This window comes from Bifidobacterium sp. 2450 (genome assembly GCF_041900695.1).
Taxonomy (GTDB): domain Bacteria; phylum Actinomycetota; class Actinomycetes; order Actinomycetales; family Bifidobacteriaceae; genus Bifidobacterium; species Bifidobacterium longum.
The window spans coordinates 172,197-196,389 of sequence record NZ_JBHEEA010000003.1; the positions used below are offsets into that span (position 1 = coordinate 172,197).

20 protein-coding genes and 1 pseudogene are annotated in these 24,193 nt (G+C 61.3%); 6 read left to right on the forward strand and 15 right to left on the reverse strand.

Features of this window, described 5'->3' with window-relative positions; all coding sequences use genetic code 11:
• The first annotated feature begins 25 nt into the window (after positions 1–25).
• On the forward strand, positions 26–1,228 hold the full coding sequence (locus ACEUKI_RS01870) for a glycoside hydrolase family 3 N-terminal domain-containing protein (RefSeq protein WP_251847616.1): 1,203 nt from the start codon (positions 26–28) through the stop codon (positions 1,226–1,228).
• Positions 1,229–1,305: 77 nt separating this feature from the next.
• On the opposite strand, the gene nadD is transcribed toward ACEUKI_RS01870, so the two are convergent.
• The 4 genes from nadD to glyA form a co-directional block, all read right to left on the reverse strand.
• Positions 1,306–2,091 (reverse strand): nicotinate-nucleotide adenylyltransferase, encoded by a 786-nt coding sequence (gene nadD, locus ACEUKI_RS01875; protein ID WP_080785130.1) that lies wholly within the window; start codon positions 2,089–2,091, stop codon positions 1,306–1,308.
• Complete coding sequence (locus ACEUKI_RS01880; RefSeq protein ID WP_374156430.1) at positions 2,088–2,669, reverse strand: phosphoribosylglycinamide synthetase; 582 nt, start codon at positions 2,667–2,669, stop codon at positions 2,088–2,090. The genes nadD and ACEUKI_RS01880 overlap by 4 nt, the downstream gene beginning before the upstream one ends.
• Positions 2,666–3,961: a glutamate-5-semialdehyde dehydrogenase gene (locus tag ACEUKI_RS01885; protein WP_115770726.1), complete on the reverse strand. Its 1,296-nt coding sequence runs from the start codon at positions 3,959–3,961 to the stop codon at positions 2,666–2,668. Before ACEUKI_RS01885 ends, ACEUKI_RS01880 begins: the two co-directional genes overlap by 4 nt.
• Positions 3,962–4,151: 190 nt before the next feature.
• The gene (gene glyA / locus ACEUKI_RS01890) at positions 4,152–5,459 is read right to left on the reverse strand and encodes a serine hydroxymethyltransferase (RefSeq protein WP_115770725.1); all 1,308 of its coding nucleotides are present in this window, start codon (positions 5,457–5,459) and stop codon (positions 4,152–4,154) included.
• 223 nt (positions 5,460–5,682) lie between these two features.
• On the opposite strand from glyA, the gene thrC reads away from it, so the two are divergent.
• Positions 5,683–7,173, forward strand: coding sequence for a threonine synthase (gene thrC, locus ACEUKI_RS01895; RefSeq protein ID WP_115770724.1), 1,491 nt, complete (start codon positions 5,683–5,685; stop codon positions 7,171–7,173).
• Positions 7,174–7,692: 519 nt separating this feature from the next.
• A pseudogene (locus tag ACEUKI_RS01900) lies at positions 7,693–10,480 on the forward strand (calcium-translocating P-type ATPase, PMCA-type).
• 75 nt (positions 10,481–10,555) lie between these two features.
• Here ACEUKI_RS01900 and ACEUKI_RS01905 read toward each other — a convergent pair.
• From ACEUKI_RS01905 to ACEUKI_RS01935, 7 genes are all read right to left on the reverse strand, one after another.
• Positions 10,556–11,269: an ABC-2 transporter permease gene (locus ACEUKI_RS01905; RefSeq protein ID WP_080785136.1), complete on the reverse strand. Its 714-nt coding sequence runs from the start codon at positions 11,267–11,269 to the stop codon at positions 10,556–10,558.
• Positions 11,270–11,271: 2 nt separating this feature from the next.
• Positions 11,272–11,985, reverse strand: a complete 714-nt coding sequence (locus ACEUKI_RS01910) for an ABC-2 transporter permease (RefSeq protein ID WP_374156431.1) — start codon at positions 11,983–11,985, stop codon at positions 11,272–11,274.
• A 6-nt stretch (positions 11,986–11,991) separates the two neighbouring features.
• Entirely contained in the window at positions 11,992–12,912 is a 921-nt protein-coding gene (locus ACEUKI_RS01915) for an ABC transporter ATP-binding protein (protein WP_115770186.1), read from the reverse strand.
• 21 nt (positions 12,913–12,933) lie between these two features.
• A complete protein-coding gene (locus tag ACEUKI_RS01920; protein ID WP_015713411.1) occupies positions 12,934–13,308 on the reverse strand; it encodes a GntR family transcriptional regulator in 375 nt (124 codons plus the stop codon).
• 241 nt (positions 13,309–13,549) lie between these two features.
• Positions 13,550–14,197, reverse strand: a complete 648-nt coding sequence (locus tag ACEUKI_RS01925) for an HAD family phosphatase (RefSeq protein ID WP_144169192.1) — start codon at positions 14,195–14,197, stop codon at positions 13,550–13,552.
• A gap of 29 nt (positions 14,198–14,226) precedes the next feature.
• Positions 14,227–16,065 carry a DNA repair protein RecN gene (gene recN / locus ACEUKI_RS01930; protein ID WP_374156432.1) on the reverse strand — a complete coding sequence of 613 codons (1,839 nt, stop codon included), beginning with the start codon at positions 16,063–16,065 and terminating at the stop codon, positions 14,227–14,229.
• Positions 16,065–17,081: an NAD kinase gene (locus tag ACEUKI_RS01935; protein ID WP_374156451.1), complete on the reverse strand. Its 1,017-nt coding sequence runs from the start codon at positions 17,079–17,081 to the stop codon at positions 16,065–16,067. Before ACEUKI_RS01935 ends, recN begins: the two co-directional genes overlap by 1 nt.
• Positions 17,082–17,327: 246 nt before the next feature.
• Here ACEUKI_RS01935 and ACEUKI_RS01940 point away from each other — a divergent pair, with 246 nt between their 5' ends.
• The 3 genes from ACEUKI_RS01940 (at position 17,328) to ACEUKI_RS01950 (ending at position 20,321) form a co-directional block, all read left to right on the forward strand.
• Positions 17,328–18,794 (forward strand): TrkH family potassium uptake protein, encoded by a 1,467-nt coding sequence (locus tag ACEUKI_RS01940; protein ID WP_374156433.1) that lies wholly within the window; start codon positions 17,328–17,330, stop codon positions 18,792–18,794.
• 50 nt (positions 18,795–18,844) lie between these two features.
• On the forward strand, positions 18,845–19,507 hold the full coding sequence (locus ACEUKI_RS01945; RefSeq protein ID WP_071474645.1) for a TrkA family potassium uptake protein: 663 nt from the start codon (positions 18,845–18,847) through the stop codon (positions 19,505–19,507).
• Positions 19,508–19,646: 139 nt separating this feature from the next.
• Positions 19,647–20,321 carry a hypothetical protein gene (locus ACEUKI_RS01950; protein ID WP_080785142.1) on the forward strand — a complete coding sequence of 225 codons (675 nt, stop codon included), beginning with the start codon at positions 19,647–19,649 and terminating at the stop codon, positions 20,319–20,321.
• On the opposite strand, the gene ACEUKI_RS01955 is transcribed toward ACEUKI_RS01950, so the two are convergent.
• The 4 genes from ACEUKI_RS01955 to ACEUKI_RS01970 form a co-directional block, all read right to left on the reverse strand.
• Complete coding sequence (locus ACEUKI_RS01955) at positions 20,303–21,076, reverse strand: TlyA family RNA methyltransferase (protein WP_374156434.1); 774 nt, start codon at positions 21,074–21,076, stop codon at positions 20,303–20,305. The genes ACEUKI_RS01950 and ACEUKI_RS01955 overlap by 19 nt on opposite strands.
• Before the next feature lie 71 nt (positions 21,077–21,147).
• On the reverse strand, positions 21,148–21,294 hold the full coding sequence (locus ACEUKI_RS01960) for a hypothetical protein (protein WP_007051152.1): 147 nt from the start codon (positions 21,292–21,294) through the stop codon (positions 21,148–21,150).
• A gap of 4 nt (positions 21,295–21,298) precedes the next feature.
• Complete coding sequence (locus ACEUKI_RS01965; protein WP_374156435.1) at positions 21,299–22,339, reverse strand: HAD-IIA family hydrolase; 1,041 nt, start codon at positions 22,337–22,339, stop codon at positions 21,299–21,301.
• 8 nt (positions 22,340–22,347) lie between these two features.
• A complete protein-coding gene (locus ACEUKI_RS01970; RefSeq protein ID WP_374156436.1) occupies positions 22,348–24,180 on the reverse strand; it encodes a tetratricopeptide repeat protein in 1,833 nt (610 codons plus the stop codon).
• Positions 24,181–24,193 lie beyond the last annotated feature (13 nt).

Sequence of the window (24,193 nt, forward strand, 5' to 3'; positions counted from 1 at the left end):
ACTTCGGCACAGGAGCACTCCAATCGTGGCGACAATATGTGCTTTGGCAGTGGTGTTGGCCGGCGTGGCGGCCTACGGATGGCATATCGGGTGGTTTGCCAAATCCGCATCAAACGGCGACACCACCACTCCCCAGACCTCCCAGACAAGCGCGTTACCGCGCACCGGCGTTCCTTCCCCGAAGAAGAACGACCCGGCCGCACAAGCCCAACGTGCGGTATCCGCCATGACGCTTGAGGAACGTGTGGGACAGTTAGTGATGGTGCCGTTGTTTGCCGGTTCCGACCCCTCCTCGTTGGCTTCAACAATCGCCGACGAGCACATTGGCTCGGCCATTCTCATTGGCAATTGGAATACCGGCGCCGATACGGTCAAGACCGCGACCGCGCAACTCCAAGGATATGCGCCGGCCGGCGATCGTCTCATCATCGCCACCGATCAGGAGGGTGGTCAGGTACAGCATCTGACTGGTACCGGTTTCGACACAATGCCCAGTGCCGTTGAGCAGGGCACAATGTCCGCTGACGCATTGCGTCAATCGGCAGGCACGTGGGGTTCGCAATTAGCTGCTGCTGGCATAAATGTCGATTTGGCACCGGTGCTCGGCACGGTGGTGGGCGATCGTGCCTCAAATGCTCCGATTGGCGCGCTGGATCGTGATTTCGGATTGGACGCGGCCGGCAACGCCGAACATGGCATCGCCGTTATTGAAGGTTTGCGAGACGCTCAAGTCGGTGCGGCGGTCAAACATTATCCTGGGTTGGGCGCGGTAAGCGGCAATACCGACTTCACCACCGAAGGCATTCTGGATACGACCACCACGTTGGACGGGGCCGAGGCAGGTGCCTTTGACCAGGCGATCACCAAGGCCGATCCTGCAATGGTGATGATGTCGTTGGCCACGTATCAATCCATCGACCCGAATAATCCGGCGGTGTTTTCTTCTACGATTATCGACGGTCATATTCGCAACGCCCTGAAGTACACGGGCGTGGTGATTTCGGATTCGATGTCTGCCGAAGCGTTGAGCAGCTACGATGTAAGCCAATTGGGAGTAAAGCTTGTCGAGGCGGGCGGCGACATGTCCTGCATCGGTCAGACGGATTATGTAAAGCCAATTGTGGACGGCCTCAACGGACGGGCGAAGTCCGATCCGGCTTTCGCTTCGAAAGTGACGGCGGCGGCGACTCGCGTAATGACATTGAAAATCAAGATGGGACTGGCCTGACCGTTCATCCTTGCACTGGCGAGGATTGATGCGCGCTGATTCGCGCTAATCCTCACCAGCCCTCGTACAAATCCTCACTAGTCCTCGTATGAATACAGACCATGCTTGCCGATGTATTGCACTACGCCGTCAGGCACCAGATACCAGACCGGCTCGTCGTGTTCGGCGCGGCGGCGTACATCGGTCGAGGAGATGGCCAGGGCCGGAATCTCAAGCGTATCGACCTTGCCTTCGGGCAAGGTCACGCCGTCCGGACTGGAGTAGCCGGGGCGCGTGACGGCCACGAAGTGGGCGAGGTCCCACATGAGGTCGGCGTCCTTCCACTGCATGATTTCGGCCACGGCGTCTGCGCCGGTGATGAAGAACAGCTCGGCGTCGGGATGCTGGGCTCGGATATCGCGCAGGGTGTCGATGGTGTAGGTGACGCCCGGACGGTCGATGTCGACACGCGAGACGGTGAATTTGGGGTTGGATGCGGTGGCGATCACAGTCATCAGATACCGATCTTCGGCGTTGGTGACGTGCTTGTCCAGCTTGAACACAGGTCGGCCGGTGGGTACGAAAATCACCTCATCGAGGTCGTATACCCAAGCTACTTCGGAGGCGGCGACCAAGTGGCCGTTGTGAATCGGGTCGAACGTGCCGCCCATGATGCCGACGCGCAGGCGCGTATGCCAATTGCCGCGTGCGGAAAGCCTGCCTTTGCCATGGCTGCTGGCCCCGGCCGGCGCGGACAGGTCAGACATGCGCCGTTCGGTTTCGCCTTGGGTGACGGCAACGATTTCGGCGGGCTCGGCGAATTCCACTGATTTTTCGGACTGAACTGACGCAGCCGTTTTGTGGCTGTCGGTAACACCACTCATGCCTGGCCGCCCTCGCCGGCGGCGTCATCGGCTGATTCGGTTTCCCCTTCGATTTCGCCGGCGGTGGGATTGTCTTCCTTGGGATCGATCTTGCCCATGTCTTCATCCCATTCGTCCTGAACCACGCGACGAATTTCGGCGAAGGTGGGCAGCGGGAAGTCCGGCTGGTAGAGGCGGCGGACCTCGGCCACGCGCTCGGTGATGCGGATGAGCGTGTCGGTCATGCCGTCAAGGTTGCCGTCGTGCTCCATCTGGCTGTATTTGCCGATGTAGCCTTCCATGAGTTCCATGTGTTCGCGCACGATCTCGAGCTGGGCATCGTCGAGGTCCACGACTTCGGGCGAATCGGTCTCGGGACAACCGATGAGCACGGCGTCCGCGTATTCGAGCGACGCACGCTGGGCGGCGGAGGCGATGCCGTCCTCGATCTGCACAAGGAACACGTAGCGGACGATGCTCAGACGTTCGACCGCGATCTTCAGGCCGAGCTTGGGATCGCTGAGGTCGATGTCGGGCCGCAGTTCGCTTGCCTTGTTTGCCGTGTCAGCCGTAGTGTTCATGTTGCCGTCCTCGTTCATGCGCGCACCTGTCCTGTTCCGTAACCGATCCACTTGGTGGTGGTCATCTCCCGCAATCCCATGGGACCGCGTGCGTGCATCTTCTGCGTAGAGATGCCAAGCTCGGCACCAAAGCCAAACACGCCGCCATCGGTGAAGCGGGTGGAGGCGTTGACCATGACCACGGCCGAGTCGATGCGCTTGGTGTATTCCTCGATGGCCGCATAATCCTCGGCGATGATGGATTCGGTGTGGCCTGTGGAATGCGTGTTGATGTGGTCGATGGCCGCGCCCAGATCCGGCACCACCTTGATGCCCATTTTGAGGGCCAGGTATTCAGTGTCCCAATCCTCTTCGGTGGCGTGGTTGAGGTCAAGGCCCTCGATTGCCGTGCCGGAGATGATGTCGTACGACGTGGTGTCGGCCTGCAGCACGACGTTCGTCTCGGCCAGAGCGGCGGCGATCTGCGGCAGGAATTCGGCGGCGACATCCTTATGAACCAATAGCTTTTCGGCGGCGTTGCACACGCCCACGCGCTGGGTTTTGGCGTTGATGATGATCGGGATGGCCTTGGCGAGATCACCGGACTTGTCGATGTAGATATGCACGTTGCCGGCACCGGTTTCGATGACCGGCACTTTGGAGTTGCGCACGACGGCTTGGATCAGACCCGCTCCTCCTCGCGGCACGAGCACGTCGATATGGCCTCGCGCCTCCATCATGGCGGTGGCGCCGGCGCGCCCGTACTGGTCGACGGATTGCACCAGTGCGGATTCGAAACCGTGGGCTTCAAGCACCGGGGCGATGACGCCCAACGTGGCGGCGTTAGTGCGTTCGGCGGCGTGGCCGCCTCGCAGCAGCGCGGCATTGCCGGACTTGAGGCACAGGCTGGCCACGTCCACAGTGACGTTCGGCCGGGCCTCGTAGATCATGCCGATGACGCCCATCGGCACGCGCGTTTGGGTAAGGCGCAGACCGTTGGGCAGGTTGTATCCGCGCACGATCTCGCCGACCGGATCGGGCAGGGTGGCCACATGGCGCACGCCTTGGGCGGCGGCGGCCACGCGCGGCACGTCGAACAGCAGGCGGTCGAGCTTTCCCTCATCCATGCCGTTTTCCTTGGATTCGTGCATGTCCAGCGCGTTGGCGGCTTCGATGTCCGCGGCGTGCTCATCCAACGCGTCCGCAATGGCAAGCAGCAGTTCGTTTTTGGCTTCGGTATTTGCCTGTGCAAGACGCTCCTGCGCGCGTGCGGCCTGATCGGCCTGGCGGCACACCGCGTCGAACACCTCAGGACTCAATTCATCGCTCATAACAGTCAAGCGTAACTCACAACGCGGCTGATTGCTTACTCCGACCTGCTTGTTATGGGATGTCTGACGTTTTGAATCGCAAACAGAACCGGCTCCCCTCCATCTCAGGCGGGAAGCCGGTGATGTGATGCGCTCCGGTCAGCAAATCATCACTAACCGGTACACCACGGTGGATTAGCGAATCAGCAAATCAGTGAATCTGGTCCAGGTCGGGGTAGAGCGGGAAGTCTTCGGCGAGCTTGTCGACGCGGGCCTTCAGCGCGGTCACGTCGGCGGACGGGCCGGCGGCGAGCGCGGTGCCGATGATGTCGGCCACCTCCTCGTATTCCTTCGGTCCGAAGCCGCGGGTGGCCAGGGCGGACGTGCCGATTCTCAGGCCCGAGGCCACCGAGGCCGGACGCGGGTCGAAGGGCACGGTGTTGCGGTTGATGGTGATGCCGCAGGCGGCGAGCAAATCCTCGCCCTGCTGGCCGTCCATCTCGCTGTTGCGCAGGTCGACCATCACCAGATGCACATCGGTGCCGCCGGTCAGCACGGAGATGCCGTTGGCCTTGACGTCGTCGGCCAGTAGTCGTTCGGCAAGGATCTTGGCGCCGTCGAGCGTGCGCTGCATGCGGTCCTTGAATTCGGGGGTGCCGGCCACTTTGAAGCTCACGGCCTTGCCCGCGATCACGTGCATGAGCGGTCCGCCCTGTTGGCCGGGGAACACGGAGGAGTTGAGTTTCTTGGCATACTCCTGCTTGGCGAGAATGAAACCGGAACGCGGACCGCCGAAGGTCTTGTGCGCGGTGGAAGAGACCACGTCGGCGTACGGCACGGGGCTCGGGTGCAGGCCCGCGGCCACGAGTCCGGCGAAGTGGGCCATGTCGACCCAGAATTTGGCGCCGACCTCGTCGGCGATCTCCTTCATGGCCTTGAAGTCCTCGATGCGCGGGTAGGCGGACCAGCCGCCGATGATCATGGCCGGGTGGGTTTCGAGCGCGCGCTGGCGGATGATCTCCGGGTCGATGCGGAAGGTCTCGGGGTTCACGCCGTACGCCTCGGCGTGGTAGAAACGGCCGGAGAAGTTGATCTTCATGCCGTGGGTCAGGTGGCCGCCGTGGTCGAGGGCCAGACCGAGCACGGTGTCGCCGGGCTTGACGAGCGCCTGGTAGACGGCGGCGTTGGCCTGGGCACCGGAGTGCGGCTGGACGTTGGCGTATTCGGCGCCGAACAGGGCCTTGGCGCGTTCGCGGGCGATGGTTTCGATCTGGTCCACGTATTCACAGCCGCCATAGTAGCGGCGGCCGGGGTAGCCTTCGGCGTATTTGTTGGTCAGCACGGAGCCCTGGCATTGCAGTACCGCTCGCGGCACGAAGTTCTCAGAGGCGATCATCTCAAGGCCATTGCGTTGGCGGCCCAGTTCGGAGTCCAGCAGTTCGGCGATCTCAGGATCGGTTTCGTAGATCGGCGCGTTGAAAGCATCGGTCGCTTTCTGCGCAAGGGGTGAAGCGGTCATGGGTGCTCCTTTGGTATGGGCGACGATTGATTCGCCGTTGTCGCCTTACTGTATGGCCCGTTTGTAGCCGGCCTGTTTCATGATATGGCCGGTCCCCGTTCGATGGCAATGGTGATTTTCGCCGGTGCGACCGGTCGGCTACGCGAGACGGACGGCCCTTCTGCCCACGGCCCACGCTAGACTGGTGTGGATTCATCATCCCTTTCAGGCAGAAGGATTCATCGTGACAACCACCTTCCATTCCACCCGTAGCACCACCGATTCGCTGACCGCCAAGCAGGCGATTCGTAAGGGCATCGCCGATGACGGCGGCCTGTTCGTTTCGGACGCGTTGGGCAAGACCAAGGTGGACGTGGCCTCCCTGCCGGGCAAGTCGTACCAGCAAATCGCCGCCGAGGTGCTGGGCGCGCTGCTGCCGGACTTCACGGCCGAGGAGCTGGGCCAGTGCATCGCCGACGCCTACGGCGAACAGTGGTCCGATGAGCGCATCACCCCGCTCAAGCCCCTGGGTGACGATTACGTGCTCGAACTGTTCAACGGTCCGACTTCCGCGTTCAAGGACGTGGCGCTGCAGATCCTGCCGCGCTTCATGGCGCACACCACGCCGGCCGATGGCGACGCGGACGAGAAGATCATGATCCTCACCGCCACCTCCGGCGACACCGGCAAGGCCGCGCTGTCCGGCTTCGCGGACGCCCCGGGCACCGCGATCACCGTCTTCTACCCGGAAGGCAAGGTCTCCCAGGTCCAGGAGCTGCAGATGACCACGCAGGCCGGCTCCAACGTGCAGGTGGCCGCCGTGGAAGGCAACTTCGACGACGCCCAGTCCGCGGTCAAGCGCATCTTCGGCGACCGTGCCCTGGCCGAGCGTCTCGCCGGCAATTCGCACGTGGTGCTTTCCTCCGCCAACTCCATCAACGTAGGCCGTCTGGTGCCGCAGGTCGTCTACTACTTCTCCGCTTACGCCCAGCTGCTCGCCGACCAGGTGATCAACGTCGGCGATGAAGTCGAGTTTGTGGTCCCGACCGGCAACTTCGGCGATATCCTCGCCGGCTACTATGCCAAGCTGCTCGGTCTGCCGGTCAAGCACCTCGTGGTGGCTTCCGACAAGAACAACGTGCTGTTCGACTTCCTGACCACCGGTACCTACAACCGCCAGCGCCCGTTCTTCCAGACCATCTCCCCCTCGATGGACATCCTCATCTCCTCCAACCTGGAGCGCATGCTGTACTACTTGTCCGAGGGCGACACCCGTCTGATCTCCATGTTGATGAACGACCTCAACAAGTGGGGCACGTACGAGATCCCGGAAGAACTGCTGTCCAAGATTCGTCAGATCTTCGGCACCGGTTGGGCCGATGAGGATCAGGTACGCGAGTCCATCAAGCACTGCTGGGACGAGAACCACTACGTGATCGACCCGCACACCGCCTGCGGCTACTACCTGCTTGAGCAGATGCCGCGCGACCCGCTGACCACGCGCGTGCTGCTCTCCACCGCCAGCCCCTACAAGTTCCCGCGCGTGGTGAACGAGGCATTGGGCTTCGACGCCACCGGCACCGACTTCGAGTGCATGGATGTGCTGGCCCACGAGACCGGCACCACCGCCCCGGCCGCCCTGCGTGGTCTTGAGACCGCCGATGTGCGGTTCAAGGACGTCGTGGCCATCGACGGCATGGAGGACTACGTGGAGAAGGCCGCCCAGGCGCTGTGATAGTCCGCTGACGGCACTAACTGACAATTCCCAACCGATACATGCTTTACCAGCATGTATCGGTTTTTTGTTTTCTGATGTCACAAGTCGAAGGTCCAGGCATGTTCAAGCATGTCCGAGCCTTGTCACGCGCGGCTTTCTTGCGGCTTTTCACCTGCAACGAGCCAATGGCGTGTTGCTTGTTTTTTCTAGGAAGGCGGGAATCGCCATGCTGCCGGCGAACGGGAAAATCCATGTGGTTTGTTAGGTTCTGTTCCTGCAACTGAATAGTCCCATGAGGGAGTAGACAGCATTGCGGCGAAGGGCTCGGCCCAAACCGCAATGTGGCAAGTCAACATCGTGGCCGTCGGCAGTTCCGTTACGGTCTGGCTTTGCCTTAAATGACGAGACTCATGTACCGCGGAGTATGCGATACATGGTCGTCAACGATTCGTTTGGCTGCGTGCCGCCATGTTGCGCGGTACGCGAGTGATATTACGCGGGTTTCAGTGCGGTGTGTCAACCAAACGAGAGGAACATATGACCACGGCCAACGGGCAGACGCCCGCACCATTCATGCAGGATGCGCCAGCAGTCATCAGCACGCTGGGCACCGATGCACATCAAGGCCTGACCAGCGAACAGGCCGCGCACAACCTGAACCAGTACGGCCCCAACGCCTTCACCAAGCCGAAGCCGGAATCGATGCTTTCCCGCATCGTCAAGACGGCCGCCGACCCGATGCTCATCATGCTTATGATCGCGGCGGCCATCACCCTGGGCGTCAACATCACCCGCGCCATGGCCGGCGGCCACGCCGACATTCTCGAATGCGTGGGCATCTTCTTCGCCATCGCCCCGTCCGTGACCATCACCGTGGTGATGGAGGGCCGCAGTGCCAAGGCATTCGAAACGCTGAACGACATCAATGACGACACGACCGTCACCGTGGTGCGCGATGGCGAGGTCACGCTGGTGTCGCAGTGAGACATCACCATCGGCGATGTGCTGCAGATCAGCACCGGCGACAAGCTGCCGGCCGATGCGCGCCTCATCGAATCAAACGATCTGGCCGCCGACGAATCCGCGCTCACCGGCGAAAGCGTGCCGAGCGCCAAAGCCACCGACGCCGTGTTCACCGACCCGAAGACCCCGGTGGCCGACCGCACGAACATGCTCTATTCCGGCTGCTTCGTGACCGCCGGCAATGGCCGTGCCGTGGTCACCGCCGTGGGCGACGACACCGAGTTCGGCAAAATCGCCCGCGAACTGCGCGCCGCCAACACCGGTATGACGCCGCTGCAGGAGAAGCTCGCGAAGCTCGGCAAGGTGATCGCCGTGGTGGGCTCGATTGTGGCCGCACCGGTGTTCGTGCTTCAGGTGGCCCGGTTCGTGGCTTCCGGCACCGCCTCGTTCGACACGATTTCCGAGGCGTTCACCACCTCCATCACGCTAATCGTGGCCGCCGTGCCCGAAGGCCTGCCGACCATTGTGGCCGCGTGCCTCGCGGTGAACATCATCAAAATGTCCAAGCAGAACGCGCTGGTCAAGAAGATGGTGGCGTGCGAGACCATCGGCTGCATCAACGTGATCTGCTCGGACAAAACCGGCACGTTGACCCAGAACCGCATGACCGTGATCGAGGCGTGCAACGCGCCGGGCCGCGCCTTGGAGAAGCCCGAACAGATCAGGAACCGCATGCTGCTGGAGAACTTCTGCGTCAACGGCACCGCCGACGTGACCTTCCCGAGCGCCACCGAAGCCGAGGCCGGCGCGATGCCGGAATTCATCGGCAACCCCCACCGAATGCGCACTACTGGTCGCCGCGCACAAGGCCGGACTCGACTACCGGATTCGCCGCGAGCGCGCGACGGTACTCCACACGTATCCGTTCTCGTCGGAAACCAAGAGCATGACCACTGTGGTGCGTGACGGCGACGGCATTACCGTGTTTGCCAAGGGCAGCCCGGAGAAGATGCTCGACCGATGCGCCGTCGACGCCAAGACGCGCGGCGAAATCGAACGGGAGATCGCGAAGTTCCAAGCGCAGTCCTGCCGAGTGCTCGGCTTCGCCCACCGCCATATTTCCGATAAGGACGCCGACACTGCGGCCCTCGATTACGCTGCCGACCGCGCCGGCTTGGAATCCGGCATGATGTTCGACGGCTTCGTGGCCATCGTGGATCCCCTGCGCGAGGATGTGCCCGGTGCCGTGGAGCGCTGTCGCAAGGCGGGCATCGAGCTCAAGATGCTCACCGGCGACAACATCGTGACCGCCACGGCCATCGCCAATGAACTCGGCATTCTGGACGAGCGGCATATCGCCGTCGAGGCGCGCCAGATCGAGGAAATGAGCGATGAGGAACTGGCCCGCGAAATCGTCCGCATCCGCGTGATCGCCCGCAGCACGCCGGTTATCAAGATGCGCGTGGTGAACGCTCTGAAAGCCCAGGGCAATGTGGTGGCGGCGACCGGCGACGGCATCAACGACGCGCCCGCCATCAAGAACGCGGACGTGGGCATCGCCATGGGCATCGCCGGCACCGAGGTGTCCAAGGAGGCCAGCGATATCGTGATGCTGGACGATTCCTTTGCCACCATTGTCAAGGCCGTGCACTGGGGCCGTGGCATTTACGAGAATTTCCAGCGATTCATCCAGTTCCAGCTCACCGTGAACCTGTCTTCGGTGGTCGTGGTACTCGCCTCGCTGTTCAGTGGTCTGGCCGCGCCGTTCACCGCATTGCAGCTGCTGTGGGTCAACATCATCATGGATGGCCCGCCCGCGCTGACGCTCGGTATGGAGCCGATTCGAGACAATCTTATGGACCGCAGGCCCACTCGCCGCGACGCCGGCATCGTCTCGCGTGGCATGCTGGAGCGCATCATCGTCTCCGGCGCGTTCATCGCCGTGGTGTTCATGGCGCAAAGCTGGACGAACTTCATGGGCGGCACCGCCGAACAGCAGTCGACCATTCTGTTCACGCTGTTCGTGGTATTCCAGCTGTTCAACGCCTTCAACAGCCGCGAGCTGGGCAACGCCAGCCTGTTCGCCAATCTGCTGCGCAATAAGGTGATGATCGGCGTGTTCGCGCTGATGTTCGCACTTCAGGTGCTAGTGGTGCAATTCGGCGACGCGATGTTCCGCACCGTGCCGCTGCCGATCGACATGTGGCTGAAAATCATCGCGGTCGGGTTCGGCGTCGTGGTGCTGCAGGAGGCCATCAAGGCCGTCAAGCGCGCAGTCGCCGCCATCCGCGCGCGCCGCACGGCCAATGAAAGCGATTCCCAGCAATCGCACCAGCCAATCGCTCTGGATCTGGTGGACTGATAGCACACCGATAACGGAAAGAGACCGACAGATTCCTGTCGGTCTCTTTTCATTCGCGGTCGGACAAATGCGCGGCTAGAGTTCTTTGGCTCGGTAGACGCGGATGGCTATAAGCATGGAGCCAAAATATGCGAGCAGACACAACACGGCGAGAACAAGCGCCGTATGCCACCAGATTGTCAGGAAATCGGCAATATTCAGCAATAGCCATTGCCAGTCAACAGGCAATCGGGCCAGCAGCGCAATGACGGCATACAAGCCAACCATGACCGCGCCAAAGGCCATCATCATCTTGCGGGAGGTGAACCGGTATGCACAGGCCAGCAGCACCGACCCAAGAATGATAGCCAAAGCGAAGATGGAGGCACCTGCTGCCAAGGCACCAATCCACCCCATATCTGCTATATCGCCAAAGACAATGAAGACGCCGCCGCATATCACCACGTCCAAAGCCCAGAGCAGGCCAACCACCAACAGAAAAAGGTACCGACCTACAACTTGTGCAGTGCGTGAAACAGGAATCAGCCCTCGCATGGCACTGTGCCCTGCAGATTCCTCAGACGTCGCAGGCCCCAATGCACTCATACATGCCATCACCGATGCCAGACCTCCGAGTCCGCCCATCAGACCACTGGCAACGTGTTCATCGACGTGGGTCGATATCATCACCAGCGATACCACGATAGACAGCACCGGGAAAACCAGCAGAAACACCATATTCGCCACGCTGAACAGACCCATACTGGCACAATCGAATCGACATTGCTTTACTACGGATTTCCAGCTCATCGTCACCACTCCCTTGAAGCAAATATGCGAGAGGCAATTACATACGAGATTCCATATGCCACAACCGTCGTCGCCAATACCGCAATAACCAGCAACAAGCGTTGCGCGATGATGGCATTCGCGGCATGGGCCAATCCTCTGGTCACCGAAGCAGGCAAAATAGATAGCAGTATGGATCCAGCCAATACAACGGCATAAATCACCATCATCGTGACTTGAAGACCGCCTAGTTTGGTCCACAGATAACCCGTGGGCACGATAAGCGCGATCATCAGCGCGGTGCAGACACCTCCCAACGGCGCCGCCCACAAATTGCCCGCGAATAACCAATCCGGATTGACCAGCACTTGCAACCCGTCAATCAGAACAATCATCGCTATCGACAATACGGAAATCACCAATCCAACCACATATCGCGCGGCCACCTGGTTCTTCCTTGAAGACGGAATAATGCCACGAAGCCGATATCCGTTCTGCAGGTCAGCAACAGCCATGGTGAGTATCCATATGGCGCAGGTGAATACCGTCATGATGACACCTATGCGATAGCCGAAGCCATCACCATAAACTTCACCTTGAAAGATGACGGAGAACAACGGTGCCAACAACAACGAGAACACAGTCTGTACGTCGACGCACAGGTAGGCCATATCGACGCGCAATGCAGTGGTCAATGCATGTTGCCGAGACCGCAACACCCTCAGTATTGCCCCCATGGCCGCTCACCTCCCGCTCAAGTCACGATTGGAATCATGGGCATTGGTCAGTCGAACGATGTCATCAATGGAAGCCGATTCAACGACAAGCCCCGAAACCACCGACGCAACAGCATCAAGCCTGTCTGACCGGACCAGCGCATCGAATCCGGTGGCATACGTATGCGAGCCCAGAACCACGTCCGCAGGCAGTTGTGCCAGTTCGTCTGGACCGCCCTTAATCAGGCGGAACGATTCCTCAAACTCGTCTTTCGGACCGGTGTAGTAGAGACGGCCATCGGTGATGTAGGTAATGAAGTCAGCGGCACGTTCGAGGTCGGCAGTGATATGGGTACTGAACAGTACCGAATGTTCGCCATCCTCAATGTAGGCATGCAGTATATCCATGAGTTCGTCACGCGCGAGCACATCGAGTCCGCTGGTCGGCTCGTCGAGAATCAGCAGCTTGGCATCATGACTCAATGCGATGGCGAGCATCAGCTTCATCTGCATGCCGCGGGAAAGATCCTTGATATGTTTCTTGCCGTTCTGTGCACCACCAAGACCAAAAGCATCCAGATACTTGCGATAGCATCCACTGTCCCATGATGGATACAGTGGCGCGACAATACGTTCAACGTTCTTGACTTGCCACTGTTCATACAGGTAGCTGGAATCGAATACCACGCCGAGTTGTTCCTTGACGGGCTCCTCGTCGGCGATGTTGTCGAGGCCGAGCACGTGAATCGAACCGGCGTCACGGTGGATCATGTTGAGGATGAGTTTGATGAGGGTGGACTTGCCGGCGCCGTTCGGGCCGATCAGTCCCATGATGTAGCCCTTGGGCAGGTCGAAGGTCACGTCGTCCAGCGTGAAGCCGGAATCGTAGTGTTTGGTGACGTCGGTGACCTGCAACGCCATTGCGTTGGATTCGGATATGGCGGTCATGGCCATGGTCCTTTCTTGAGGTTATTCCTTGCGGTATTCCTCTTCGAGCATGCGGTCCAATGCGTCCAGCGGAATGCCGGCGGCTTTGGCGCCCCGGCTTGCCTCGGCCAGGCTTTCGCGAATCTGGGTTTCGAGCTGACGTTGCATCAGCTCGTTGCCCTTGTCCATCACGAAAGTGCCTTTGCCTTGGATGTTCTGCACCACGCCCTCATCGGCCAGTTCGTTGTACGCCCTGGTGACGGTGAGTACGGAGATGCGCAGCTCCTTGGCGAGTTTTCTCAGGGAAGGCAGGGCCTCGCCCGCCTTCAACTCGCCGCTGAGCACCGCCGAACGGATTTGGGTTTTGATTTGCTCGTAGATGGGTTCACCGGACACGGATGAGATGATCAGTTTCATCTATGCCCCCTTCGGTTGTGGTTGACTAGCACCCCAGCTGTTTAGCTGTTATACAACACAGTACAACTGTTCTGCTTAACTGTCAAGGTGTGTTACATAACAGTTGAACAGTGAACAAATACATCGCCAATTTATAGTGTCGGAACATGGACCGTGCCTACAATGGCCTCGGAAGGGGGCACCTATGCCGAACAACGCCGTTCCGCCGACAACCCCGCCAGCGGGGGCGTAACTTTTTTTATCACAGCACGCGCGGGGCGTCGTGGAAGTCGAAGAGGACACCGTCGGCTAGGTGGCAGATTTCGGGCCAGTCGGAGGCGGAGGAGTCGTCGTGCATGGCCCAGACCTTCATGCCGACTGATTTGGCCGACTTCATGCCGACCAGCAGGTCTTCGAACACTGTGCAGTCGGCCGGTGCAGCACCCAGGCGCTTGGCGGCGAGCAGGTAGACGTCGGGCTGGTCCTTGCCGGCGTCGTTCGCGTCATCGACGGAGACTATATCGTTGAACAAATCGAACATGCCGACGTGGCGTAGCGCCGGCTCACGCAGATGCGGGGGCAGCGAGGTGGCGACACCCAGTTTGACACCGGAGGCTTTCAGATCGCTCAGATAGTCAAGCGCGCCGGGTTTGGCTTCGACCGTGGTGGAATAGGCGACGCTGGCCATGTCGTCCCATTCCTGCATGAGCTCTTCGGGCGTGTCTGTAAGGCCGAAGCGTGCGATGGTGTATTCGGCGATCTGGCGGAATTGCATGGCGGAAACTTTGGTCATGTAGTCGGGCGGCACTTCGATTCCGCGCTTGTTCAGGAAGTCGATGTCGACTTGGTCCCAGACTCCCATGGAGTCTAGGAGGGTGCCATCGAGGTCGAATATGGCGGCTTTGGTCATTTGCTAATCTCCTTCTTCTTCAACCACCCTCAGTCGCCTGCGGCGCCAGCTCTCGCCAGCGGGAGCGTAAGCCGAGAATCGGATAGGAGTTCTCGGGCGTGGTCCAGGGAGGCTTCGGATTCGCTGCCGGAGAGCATGCGGGCGATTTCGTGGACGCGGGTTTCGCCGTCGACTTCGGCGATGGTGGTGACCACGCCCAAATCGTCGTCATCGGCATCCGGCGGCTCCTTGGTGACCACGAACTGCGCGTCCGCCCACGAGGCGACCTGCGCCAAGTGGGTGACGACGATGACCTGCGCGCTGCGGGCCAGCCGTGCCAGACGTTTGCCCAGTTCGACCGCGGCCTTGCCACCCACGCCGGCGTCAACCTCGTCGAAGATGAAGGTCTGGTCGGCACCGCCGCGCGTGTCGGCGGCCACCAGCTCCAAGGCCAGCATCAGTCGGCTCAGTTCACCGCCCGAAGCGCTTTTGCCCATCGGCAACTGCGGCGACCCCTCGAACGGCGTAAACAGGAACGCGATATCGTCGCGACCATACGGGCCGAGCGGATCATCGGCCTTGTCTCGCGGCGTGACGCGCACTTCCAAGGAGGCGCCCAGCATGGCGAGCGAGCCGAGTTCTTCAGTGACGCGCGCGCCCAAGTCGGCAGCGGCAGCCACGCGCGCGGCGCTCAGCACATCGGCGGCGGCGAGGGCCGCATCGTACAGCGTCTGCCGTTCGGATTCGAGTTCGGCGACCTTTTCCGGCGAGGCGTCCAGGTCCTCCAGATCGAACGCCGCCTTGTCCCGCCAAGCGAGCACGTCGGCCAAGGTGGGGCCCCACCGACGGGTGAGGTCGCCAAGCTCGTGGATACGGCCGTTAATCTGGTCCAGATCCTCCACGCTGCCTTCGTCGCCCAGCTCCTGGCTCAGGGCGAACACCACGTCGCCCAAATCGGCATTGATGGATTCAAGCCGATCGGCCTGCTCGGCGAACGTGCCGCCGACGCGAATCGCGCGCAACGAGGTCACCGCATGATTGATGAGTTCCACGGCCGAAGCGCCGTCGGCGGCGTCCACATCCACCTGCGAGGCATCCAGCGCGCCCAGCGCCGAACCCACGCCTTGGGCGATGTCGGCCGCGTTTTCGATGCGTTCGCGGCGCGCCTTCAGCTCCTCGTCCTCCCCCGGCTGCGGGTCGGTTCGGTTGATGCGGTCGATGGATTCGCGCAGGTAGTCGGCCTGTTGGCGGGCAGAGGATTCCTGCGAGCGCAGGCGTTCCAGCCGCTCATCCATGGCGGCCAGCGCATCCCACGCCTTGCGGTAGGCGGCCAGTTCGGCTTCGTCTCCGGCCACCCGGTCCAGAAACTCGCGTTGCCGTGCGGCAGCCGCGATTTTCAGCTGATCGGTCTGGCCATGAATGGTAACCAGTTCGCCGGCGATGGCCCCCAGCACCGAACGCGGCACGGACTTGCCGCCGAGCACGGCCCGCGAACGTCCGGAAGCGCGTACGGTGCGGGAAAGGAACAGTTCGCCGTCTTCGGGGTCGACGCCCGCGTCATGGGCCTTGGCCACGGCCGCGGCAGCACCGGTGAACCCACTGTCGGCATCACCAGAACCGGCATCGTCACCGGCATCGTCGGTGTCGCCGGAATGTTCAGATACGACGGCATCATCCGAGAGCGCGAAAATCGCCTGGGCCCAAGCCTCGTCCGCCCCGGCCGAGACGCGCGAGGATTCGGCGGCCCCACCGGAGACCAGTCGGATCGCGGAGAGCAGCATGGATTTGCCGGCGCCGGTCTCACCGGTGATGGCGGTCATGCCTGCGGCCGGCGCAATGGTGGCTTCTCGAATCGGCCCCAGATTGCGGATATCGAGTTCTTCGAGCATCAGGCTCCTGCCTTGCCGTCACGTTCGCCCGGCTTGTCGGGATCGGTACCAGCGACGCCAGCGCCACCGGCAACGCCAGCCGCATACGCGGCCGCCGGGAACGTGTGCCCGTGATGCAGCGACTGGCTCGAGGCCTCGTTGCGCGCGTGCTCGCGCCAACCGACCACGGGCAGATCGAACTTGGAGACCAGACGGTTGGTGAACGGCACGCCGGAGAGTCGGGCGAGACGCAAGGTATCGCGCGATTCGCGCACCATGACGCGCGTACCCTGCGGCAGGGCGCGCTGACGGCGTCCATCGCAGCAAATCCAGCCTTCGGACATGGAATCGTCCAGAATATCGATGGTGAAGGTCGAGCCGGAGCCGATGATCAGCGGCCTGGCGAACAGGGCGTGCGCGGCCAACGGAATCAACTGCAGGGCCTTGACGTTCGGCCACATGACCGGACCGCCCGCGGAGAAGGCGTAGGCGGTGGAACCGGTGGGCGTGGAGACGATGACGCCGTCCGCGCCGAACGAGTTCATCTCCACATCGTCCACGCGGATGGACAGTTCGACCATCTTGCCCCGGTCGGCGCGTTCCAGCGTGATGTCGTTCAGCGCCCAATCCTCAATGGGCTTGGTGGCGCCGGGCAGCCAGACGTCCACATGGGCGATCATGCGTTCGTCGATCGAATAGTCGTGGGTGGCGACCCGGCGGATCGCCTCGCCGATCTGGAAGCTTTCGAATTCGGCCAGGAAGCCGACATGCCCCATGTTCACGCCGAGAATCGGCACTTGGGTGCAGTAGACGAGTTCGGCGGCGCGCAGTATCGTGCCGTCGCCGCCCAGGACCACGACGATTTCGGTGTCGTCCGACACGCACGGCGGCCGCACGCCGAAATCGGGGGCCTCGGTGTTGTCGATGATGGTGACTTCGAAACCGACCACTCGCAGCTGGCTCACCGCCTCGGCCACTACGGTTCCGGTCTGCCTGAGCCTGGTATGCGTCACCACCACCGCGTTGCGCTTGGCCATGGCATCCTCCTGTCGATTCGGTCGCATTGCTCATTATTCTAGCCGCAGACACCGTCATCAGTCGTACAGGTGTTCGAAAAATGCTGCTTCGTGGCGCGTCGTCGGCAACGTTCCACAGAGTCGATTATCGTAAGGCTTCGGCATACAATGGCATACAGCCGCGCAATCACCGTACACGTGCCGCGCTCAGCGCGATGGCATGCCGTATGACCGTACAGCGGTATCAGTTGAGGAGCTTGAGGACCCATGGCCAACGACTTCGACGAATCCTCCGCCAATGAGGAGGCCTCGAAGGGCCTGCCATGGTGGTATTCAGCCGATGTACTGAGCCGAGACAAAAGCGATAAAACCGCCAAACGCATTCGCCGCATCAGCATCACCGACCGTCTGCTCAGGCACCCGGGCCGTCTGTCCATGGTGTATTTCGGCGCACTGATCATCATCGTCACCGGTTTGCTGCTGCTGCCGATCTCCACATCGGACATCATCTTCACCAATTTCCCGGTCGCGTTCTTCACCGCCGTCTCGGCCCTGTCCACCTGCGGCATTCCGGTGGTGAACACCGGCGAATACTGGTCGATGTTCGGCCAGGTCGTCGTCCTGTTCTCCATCCAGTTCGGCGGTCTGGGCGTCATGACCTTCGCCTCGATGGTGGCTCTTGGCGCTTCCCGCAGACTCAAGGTCTCCCAGCGTATGCTCACCGCGAACGAGCTGGGCACCACGAAGCTTTCCGAGGTCAAAGGCGTGCTCACCGTGGTGCTGGGCACCTCCATCATCGCCGAGGTACTGACCTTCGTGCTGCTGCTGCCCGACCTGTTCCGCGTGAACCATGGCAATATGGGGCGCACCTTGTGGCAGGCGCTGTTCTACGCGGTGTCGGCCTACAACAACACCGGTTTCACGCCTGACGCCACCGGCCTGCATGTGAACCGTTGGGGCGTGGGACTGCCGATTCTCATCAGCGCATTCATCGGCACGCTCGGTTTCCCCGTGGTGCTGAATCTGGTGCAGTGCGCACGCCGGCGGCTCAGCCCGAAACGTTGGACATTGCACACCAAACTCACTTTGGTGACCACCGCTGTGCTGGTGGCCACCTCACTGGCTTGGTTCCTGCTGGTCGAGTGGGGCAATACCGGCCTGTTCCCCGCAGATGACCCCGGCATGAAGATGCGCCGTGCGATGAGCGCCGCCGTCATGCCCCGCTCCGCCGGTTTCGATATTTCCTGGGTGCCCGAAGTCACGAATGAGACCAAGGTGTTCATGAGCATACTCATGTTCATCGGCGCAGGTTCCTCATCCACCGCTGGCGGCATCCGTGTCACCACGTTCGCGGTGATTCTCTTGATTTGCCGAGCTGCATTCACCGGCCATCGCGATGTCACCGTGTTCCGCCGCCGTATCCCCCGCCGCATCCAGATGACCGCCGTGTCCGTGACCACAGCCTGCTTTGCGCTGGTTATGGTCGGTGCGGTGATGCTGATGTTCACCACCGACTGCGCGTTCGTGGACGCCGTGTTCGAAGCCTGCTCGGCCTTCTCGTTGGGCGGTTATTCGGTGGGTGTGGCAAGCGCCGGCAATCCGGCCAGCCTGTTTATTCTGTCCGCCGAGATGATTGTCGGACGACTTGGCCCGTTGACCATCGCCTACTCCATCAGCAGACCGATGGCTCCCGAACCTATTCGTTATCCACAGGAAAACATTATCGTTGGCTGATCGGCCATTCAATCGGCACCCAGCAATCTGACATAGAGAGGACCATCATCATGGCAGCAAAACCGAGCGGCAATAAAAGCGTGCTGGTCATCGGCCTGGGCCGTTTCGGCGGGTCCGTGGCCGCCACCCTCGACCAGATGGGTCAGGATGTGCTCGCAGTGGACAAGAACCCGGAGCTTGTGGCCCGCTGGTCCGCGCATCTGCCCACCATTCAGGCCGATATGACCGATGTGCTGGCCATCGAGCAGATCGATGCCTCCCAGTTCGACACGGCCGTCGTGGCCATCGGAGACAGCATCGAGGCTTCGGTGATCATCACCGGCAACCTGCTGGACGCCGGCGTTTCCGACCTGTGGGCCAAGTCCGTGTCCCAGGAGCATGCGCGCATTCTGCAGCGCATCGGCGCCCGCCACATCATCAACGCGGAGACCGACGCCGGCAAGCGCGTGGGCCATCTGGTGGCCGGCAATTATCTGGACTACATCGAAATCGACGGCCCGTACACCGTCGTCAAGATCCACACGCCCCTGTACGCGGTAGGCCGCAGCATCGAGGACGTACAAGTACATGACAAGTACGGCGTGACCGTGGTGGGCCTCAAGGCCCCCGGCAAGGAGTTCCAGTACGGTTCCAAGGAACTGGTCATGCATCGCAACGACGAACTCATCCTCATGGGCAAGCAGGACCAGATCGACCACTTCATCCAAGGCTAACCCCCCCCTAACTACGCCTGTTATCCCCCCCCTATCTGCTCACATCGTGACCGATATAACCCCCCTCAACATGGATGCGCTCATTATTGTGGCAATAAGCCATAAAGCTGTACGTCCATATTGAGGGGACTTTATCATCATGGGCAAGCATACGCAGAATTGCACGCTGATAGGCAAAGGAGTCTACGGCACCATAGGAGTGGACCAACGTTCCCGTCTTGCCGATGGCGCGCATTTTCACACCATGATTGTGACCAGCACCCTCGAGGCCTCAGTTATAGAAGGGGACAAACTGGTCATCAAAAGTGGCATTGTGCGGTGTGATGGTGATATTCGCGTATTCAGCATCAGCGGCAGCGGCGACATCGAAGTCGGCGGCGACATTATTTGCGATGAAATAACCTTTACCGGCAAACTACGATGCAACGGCGATATCGTTTGTTCCGGAAATCTGTCCGTCAATGGCTCCCTAGGCACCCGTCATATTAGCGGTCAGACAGTCCGCTTGAACGGCGTGTTGAAGGGTCATGACATCAACAGCAGGGCTCTGGAAGTTCATCCACTTCGCAGTACGATGTTTTCTCGTTTTGATATGGATGGGTATGAGGATGGCAGCACGGTTCGCCATATCACAGCCGTCACGGTTGAAGCCAACCATCTGCAATGCCGGACTTTGACGGCGGACTCCGCCATGCTACGCAACGGCAGTGCGGTGGAAAGCGCCACGTGTGCCACCGCAATAGGCATCGACCGTACCTCCAGCGTACTGCTGGTGAACGGAGACTGCCAACGCATTCATCTCAAGACAGCGTAAAGCAAGTATTCCTCATTACCGTGGGTGCCGATGATGGGACTATCGGCAGTGGCCACCACGTCAAGTCCGTGCTGTTCAGCACAGGCGACCACGTCGTGTAATGCCCGCTCCCGCAATGCAGGATCTTCAACGATGCCGTTTTTGCCGAGTCCTGCCCGGCCGACCTCGAACTGCGGTTTGACCAGTAACACAATCTGCGCACCGGGAGCCGCGATGCGCGCGATTACCGGAATCACATAGGTCAGGGAAATAAAGGAGACATCGGAGACGATCATCGCCGGCCGGTAAGGCAGGTCGTCGGCCTCTACTTCACGAATGTTGACGCCGCTCATTTCGATGACGTGCTCGTCATTGGCGATGCGCGGGTCGAGCTGGCCGTGCCCAACGTCGAGCGCTACGACTTTGGCCGCTCCCCCGCGCAACAGTACGTCGGTGAAGCCACCGGTGGAGGCACCGATATCCAGACATTCCAAGCCTTCCGGCCCGGTAAGGCCATTGCCGGCAAAGGTTTCGAACGCGCCCAAGAGTTTGTAAGCGCCTCGGGAGACGTAGTCGTCGCCCTTATCCACGGCGAGTTCGCTGTGCCCGGCTTTGACCATGGACGATGGCTTGGTGATGGTCTCGCCGTCCACGCGCACATGCCCGGCTTTGATGAGTCGCTGCGCTTTGGCCCGCGATTCGACCAGTCCCGAAGCCACGAGCATCATGTCAAGTCGGTCAAGTGGAGTCGCGGGATCGATATGCTGCTCGGTCATATATCTTCCTTTCGACCCACCATCCAGTACTTCACGTCATCTTCCGCTGGCAGGAGAATGAATCACCTCTGCTAGCTGCGGCTGTTATCAAGCTCGTGTTGTAAGGATTCCAGCACGTTGCGATAGGTCTCAAGCTTGCGGTCGTTGTCTTGTTCATCGATATCCGCAAGTTCGGGGTATCGCTCGGTGACCGGCGCATGTTCGCTATCCGTAGGCATAGGACTATGCCTCGATGGCGAACACCGGTACCGTGGCCTCGCTGAGCTGTGCACCTTGGTCGGCGGCTTCCCATGCGGCGCATACGGCGGCGCGCAGACCGTCCATACTGGTGGGATCGCTGACGTGTACCTGGCCGTTTTCAAACCAAGCGCTAGCCTTGCGGCATTCCCAAGTACCGCTCTCGTCGCGGACCGGCTCCGGTTGGGCTTCGCCGAGTTCTCGCAGATCAAGGGCGATGAATGTGGGCCTCAGGCGTGCCGGAGCCAGCATCAGTTCGGTCGGGTTGGTGACACCGGTCAGCACCGCCAGCGAATCGTAGTCACCGCGGTTACCGGCCTCGATATCGGTGTCGAGGCGGTCGCCAATGGCGATGGACGCCTCCTTGGGCACCAGATCGTGGCCTTCGGCGGCGTTCAGTTCGCGGGCCTCATCGTACATGTACGCTTCCGGCTTGCCAGCGGAGGCGACCGGTTCGACGCCGGTGGCCGTGATCACGGCGCGAATCATCGATCCGCAACCGGGGGCGATGCCCAGTTCACGAGGAATCGTCAGGTCGCGGTTGGTCACGAAATACGTGGCTCCGGCCTCGACCGCGAACGCGGCATCGGCCATCATCTGCCAAGTCATATCCGGATACCAGCCCTGAATGACGGCCTGCGGGCGGTCCTGAGGACCGTCCACGATGGTCAGGCCGTTGCGGGTGACCTCATCGCGCAAATGCTCGGCGCCCAATACCTGTACGCGCGCGCCGGCGGGCAACGCCTTGGCCACCATACGGGCGGCCACCACCGAAGAGGTGATGACCTGCCACGGCTCCACGTCCAAGCCGAAGCCCTTGAGCTGGTCGGCCACCACGTGCTGGAAGCGCGAGGAGTTGTTCGTGGTGTATTCGATGGTCATGCCGGCGGCTTCGGCCGCACGAATGGAATCGGCTGCGTATTCGACCGGATTCTTGCCGCGATACACCACGCCGTCGAGGTCCAGCAGCGCAAGCTGATAGGCCTCGGCGAGCGGGCGATCGGTGCCTTTGAGGAAACGGGTCATTACGCCGCTCACTCCTCGGTTTCGGGTTCGGGTTCGGTGGAGTCGGAGTCGGCGGATTCGCCGGAATCGTCAGCCTCGGCGTCATTGGCGGAATCGGTCTCGGTCTCGTCGGCCTCATCAGACTCGGCATCGCCGTCTTCAGCCTCGTCATCCTCATCGCCGTATTCCTGCTCCAGATCCAGGGCGTACTGCGTCTCGTCCGGATCGATGCCGAGCTTTTCGAGCACGTCGGAGTCGTCGGTGATGTCTTCGAGATCGTGGTCGATCACCACGTCGTCGCTGTTTTCGTCAATCTCCTCGTCGGCATACTGGTCCTCAAGACGATCCAGCAGGTCGTTGAGCTGCTCGGCTTCCTTGCTGCGGCCGGCCTCTTCAAGGAAGTACTGCTCGGCCTGCACGGCACGCATGCGGTACTCACCCGGCAGACCCTGGGAACGGCTGACGGTGTGGACCACTTCAATGGCCTTGTCCCACATCTCCAAATCGCCAAGGGCACCGGCGTACACCAGGAACATCTCGACCTTGGGAGCGCCATGCAGCTGCTTGCCCTCATCGGACAGCGCCAGTTCCACGGCCTTCTTCGGCTCTCCGACGCCACGCTCGCAGTCAGCGATGAACGGCAGGTAGTCGAGGAAGCCGTTCATACGGTAGGCGGTGCGGAACTCACGCAGGGCCAGCTTGTAGTCGCCCTGACGGTAAGCCACGAACGCGAGCGTCTCGCGGGCAAAGTCGATGCGGGAGGCCTGACGGGCCACCCACTTGGCGTGCTCCAAGGCAAGTTCGGGATCGCTCTCCTCCAGCGCGAAAGCGGCGAGGATGTGCAGACCAATGTTCTCCGCGTGCTCCTTGGACAGGCCGCGCAGACGTTCGCGCTCATCCTTGGATAGCATCGACCATTCCATGCCCTTGGGCATCTTGGGCTCGTCGGGACGACGGTCGGTGTACGGGTTCTGCGAGGGGAAGCTTATCGTGCCGTCGGAGTTACGGCGCGGACGCCTCATGTATTCAGAGCGCTTCTCCTCACGGTACTGGCGCTTCTCTTCCTGCGAAAACTCGCGGAATTCGCCGTCACGACGGTTGTTGTCGCGGCGATCGTCACGGCGGAAGTCACGACGATCATCGCGGCGGTCGTCCCTGCGGAAGTTGCGGCGGTCGCCATCACGGCGGTCGTCGTCGCGACGGAAGTTGCGACGCTCACCATCGCGGTGGAAATCACGGCGATCGTTATCCCTGCGGTCATCGCGACGGAAGTCGCGACGGTCATTGTCACGACGGAAATCACGACGGTCCCCATCGCGACGGTCGTCCCTACGGAAATCTCGGCGGTCGTCGTCGCGGCGGAAGTTGCGACGCTCACCATCGCGACGGAAGTTGCGGCGCTCACCATCGCGGTGGAAGTCACGGCGGTCATCGCGGCGGAAATCACGACGATCGTTATCACGGTGCTGGTAGCGCGGATTCTCGCCGTTCTCGCCTTCGTGGGAACGGTAGCCGCCTTCGCGGCGCGGCTTGAAGCCTTCGCCGTCACGGCGCGGACCATTGCCGCGGTAACCACCCTTGCCGCCGAAGCCGGAGCGGCCGCCCTTGTGGAAGCCGCCGGACTTGCCGTACGACTTGCGGTAGCCGCCGTGGCCCTCGCCATCACCGTCACGGCGCGGCGCGTAGCCCTCGCCATCCTCACGGCGACGCGGCTTGAAGCCCTCACCGCCATGACGCGGCTTGAAACCGCCCTTGCCACGCGGCTTGAAACCCTTGCCGCCGCGGTTGCCCGGTCGGCGATCGCCATACCCCTTATGGCCGCCGCCGTAGGACTTGCCGGAACGCTCGTTACCTTCTGCCATTACTTGTTTTCCT

Excerpts from the sequence above, each read along its gene's own strand:
- ACEUKI_RS01925 (WP_144169192.1), bottom strand. The coding sequence starts at position 14,197 with ATGACCAAAGCCGCCATATTCGACCTCGATGGCACCCTCCTAGACTCC.
- ACEUKI_RS01970 (WP_374156436.1), bottom strand. The coding sequence starts at position 24,180 with ATGGCAGAAGGTAACGAGCGTTCCGGCAAGTCCTACGGCGGCGGCCAT.
- ACEUKI_RS01910 (WP_374156431.1), bottom strand. The coding sequence starts at position 11,985 with ATGGGGGCAATACTGAGGGTGTTGCGGTCTCGGCAACATGCATTGACC.
- ACEUKI_RS01880 (WP_374156430.1), bottom strand. The coding sequence starts at position 2,669 with ATGAACGAGGACGGCAACATGAACACTACGGCTGACACGGCAAACAAG.
- ACEUKI_RS01915 (WP_115770186.1), bottom strand. The coding sequence starts at position 12,912 with ATGACCGCCATATCCGAATCCAACGCAATGGCGTTGCAGGTCACCGAC.
- ACEUKI_RS01955 (WP_374156434.1), bottom strand. The coding sequence starts at position 21,076 with ATGACCGAGCAGCATATCGATCCCGCGACTCCACTTGACCGACTTGAC.
- ACEUKI_RS01885 (WP_115770726.1), bottom strand. The coding sequence starts at position 3,961 with ATGAGCGATGAATTGAGTCCTGAGGTGTTCGACGCGGTGTGCCGCCAG.
- ACEUKI_RS01935 (WP_374156451.1), bottom strand. The coding sequence starts at position 17,081 with ATGGCCAAGCGCAACGCGGTGGTGGTGACGCATACCAGGCTCAGGCAG.
- ACEUKI_RS01960 (WP_007051152.1), bottom strand. The coding sequence starts at position 21,294 with ATGCCTACGGATAGCGAACATGCGCCGGTCACCGAGCGATACCCCGAA.
- nadD (WP_080785130.1), bottom strand. The coding sequence starts at position 2,091 with ATGAGTGGTGTTACCGACAGCCACAAAACGGCTGCGTCAGTTCAGTCC.
- ACEUKI_RS01940 (WP_374156433.1), top strand. The coding sequence starts at position 17,328 with ATGGCCAACGACTTCGACGAATCCTCCGCCAATGAGGAGGCCTCGAAG.
- ACEUKI_RS01905 (WP_080785136.1), bottom strand. The coding sequence starts at position 11,269 with ATGAGCTGGAAATCCGTAGTAAAGCAATGTCGATTCGATTGTGCCAGT.
- ACEUKI_RS01920 (WP_015713411.1), bottom strand. The coding sequence starts at position 13,308 with ATGAAACTGATCATCTCATCCGTGTCCGGTGAACCCATCTACGAGCAA.
- ACEUKI_RS01950 (WP_080785142.1), top strand. The coding sequence starts at position 19,647 with ATGGGCAAGCATACGCAGAATTGCACGCTGATAGGCAAAGGAGTCTAC.
- glyA (WP_115770725.1), bottom strand. The coding sequence starts at position 5,459 with ATGACCGCTTCACCCCTTGCGCAGAAAGCGACCGATGCTTTCAACGCG.
- recN (WP_374156432.1), bottom strand. The coding sequence starts at position 16,065 with ATGCTCGAAGAACTCGATATCCGCAATCTGGGGCCGATTCGAGAAGCC.
- ACEUKI_RS01965 (WP_374156435.1), bottom strand. The coding sequence starts at position 22,339 with ATGACCCGTTTCCTCAAAGGCACCGATCGCCCGCTCGCCGAGGCCTAT.
- ACEUKI_RS01945 (WP_071474645.1), top strand. The coding sequence starts at position 18,845 with ATGGCAGCAAAACCGAGCGGCAATAAAAGCGTGCTGGTCATCGGCCTG.